The organism is Bifidobacterium pullorum subsp. saeculare (assembly GCF_016899725.1).
GTDB classification, from domain to species: domain Bacteria; phylum Actinomycetota; class Actinomycetes; order Actinomycetales; family Bifidobacteriaceae; genus Bifidobacterium; species Bifidobacterium pullorum_C.
On record NZ_JACLYU010000049.1, the window covers coordinates 1 to 2,105 of the forward strand.

General features: G+C 62.9%; 1 protein-coding gene and 1 pseudogene. Both read right to left on the reverse strand.

Translation table 11 applies throughout. From position 1 onward, the window contains the following. Positions 1-190: pseudogene (locus H7U32_RS09305) on the reverse strand (carbohydrate ABC transporter permease); the annotation flags it as partial. Between the two features lie 141 nt (positions 191-331). Continuing rightward, a complete protein-coding gene (locus H7U32_RS09310; protein ID WP_204469787.1) occupies positions 332-1,693 on the reverse strand; it encodes an ABC transporter substrate-binding protein in 1,362 nt (453 codons plus the stop codon). Positions 1,694-2,105: the final 412 nt, after the last annotated feature.

Below are 2,105 nucleotides of genomic sequence, written 5' to 3' on the forward strand. Positions count from 1 at the left end.
TCTTCTTCTGGAAGAACGAAATATAAATGGCATACACAATCGGAATGATGAACACAAACACGAACACCACCGAAAACGGCCACATGAACTTCCAACCACGCCAATCACGCCGACGCCTATTCACACGGACCGCCGCCGCACCCGCCGCGGACGGCACCGCCGCCATCGGCTCCCTCTTCTGGTCCTTCATCACTGCTCCTTTGCCGGGCCTCTCTGTCTGACTCCATCCAAACCCCACCTCCGGGCGCCGCGGGCGCACGGAGGGGGAGGGGAACGGGCCGGCGGCAGGATGGAGGGAAGGGTCCGCCGGCCCGGTCGTCATGCGGTCAGATCACTTCAGCGTGACGGTGTAGCCCTGCTGCTCGCCGTGCTCGGCGAGGGCCTTGCCGTAGTTCTCCATCGCTTGCTCGAGGGTCTGCTCCTTGGTGGCGTACGCCTTGGAGATGTAGTCACCGTAGGCGGACTGGGCGAACGGGTTGTACGGCAGGTACTGGAACTCGGTCACCGGGCGCTGGGCGGCCTCGGCGAGCACCTCGTTCACGTTCTGACCACCGAAGAAGTCGTTGGTCTTCTTGTTGGACTCCTTGTTCGGATCGGTGAAGGAATCGGAGGTCAGCAGGCGCTTGAGCGAGGGGAAGGTGCCGGTGTCCGCCATCGTGTCCGCGCCCTCGCCGTGAGTCAGGTACTCGACGAACTTGTAGGCGGCGGCCTGCTGCTTGGACTGCGCGGTGATCGCGAGCGCGGAGCCACCGTCCTCGGCGGAGACCTCCTCGCCTTCCTTCCACTGCGGCAGCTGGGCGACGCGCCAATTACCGGCCTGGTCGGGGGCGCCGTTCATCAGGTTGATCGGCATCCAGGCGCCGATGGTCAGGGAGGCAAGGGTGCCGTCGTTGAGCTCATGGTTCCAGTCGTCGGACCAGTTCTGGGTCTTCGTGTCCACCAGGTCCTCGTCGATGAGCTTCTGCTGGAAGTCGATGTACCGCTTCATGCCTTCGTCTTTGGTCATGTTGATGGTGATGTTCTCGCCATCGACCTTCCACGGCTGGGCGCCGGCCTGCCAGGCCTGGGCGGTGAAGGGCTGGTAGTCGTTGGTGGAGCCGGCCAGGTTGGTCATGTAGGAGCCGATGGCGCGCACTTTCTTGGCGGCCTCGTAGTAATCGTCCCAGGTCTTGATGGCCTCGCCGTCCACGCCGGCCTTGTCGAACACGGCCTTGTTGTAGAAGAAGACCTCCGGGCCGGAGTCGATCGGCAGGGCATAGGGCTTGCCGTTGTACTGGAGCTTGTTCCAGGGGCCGGCGGCGTAGTCGTCCTTGAGGTCGGCGGCGCCGTACTGCGTCAGGTCGATGAGGCCTTCGGTCACGGCGAACTGCGTGACGGTCGGATCCTCGAGCATCACGACGTCCGGGGCGCCCTTGCCGGCGGCGATGGCGTTGGTCAGGGCGGTGGAGGTGTCGTTGGCGGTGCCGGTGTTGTTGAACTTCACGGTGATGCCGGGGTTCGCCTTCTCGAAGTCGGCGATGAGGTCCTTCATGGTGTTGCCGGAATCCCAGCCCCAGAATACCAGCTCCGCCTTGTTGGCGTCGCCCTGGTAGGCCGCGCTGTCGCCGCCCTCGCTGTCGGAGCCGCAGGCGGCCAGGCTGGTGAGCGTGGCCAGTGCGGCGGTTGCCGCGATGAGCTTCTTCGCGTTGCGCATGTGTCTCTCCTTTGATTGCGCGACCATGGGCCGTCGACGTATCGGTGTCGGCTGGCTTCCGGCTGCTCCATCCATTGTTGTTGGTTGTTGTTGCGGTTGTTGGGTTGTCCTTATGGCTCTTGTGGTACAGCCGTGTACCAACACTCATGATGATACACCTGTGTACCACTCTGTCAAATCCATCGCGACACGCCGACTCCCCCAATGCTCCGTGCCCCAGCGCCCCGCGCTCTCCCAACGCCCAGCGCTCTTCCAACACCCCGCACTCTTCCAACACCCCGCACTCTTGTCTTTTGTCAAGTTCGTGTTGGCAGAATAGTCATGTTGTTTTCCGTAGTTTGTGCAGCGGGTTTTCCCTGGTTTGGGCATCCTGGGGTCGGCCCGCTGCTTTGGGGTTTGGTTATCTGGTCAT

Bases quoted from the DNA above. Each gene is read 5' to 3' on its own strand.
- H7U32_RS09310 (WP_204469787.1), bottom strand. From the start codon at position 1,693: ATGCGCAACGCGAAGAAGCTCATCGCGGCAACCGCCGCACTGGCCACG.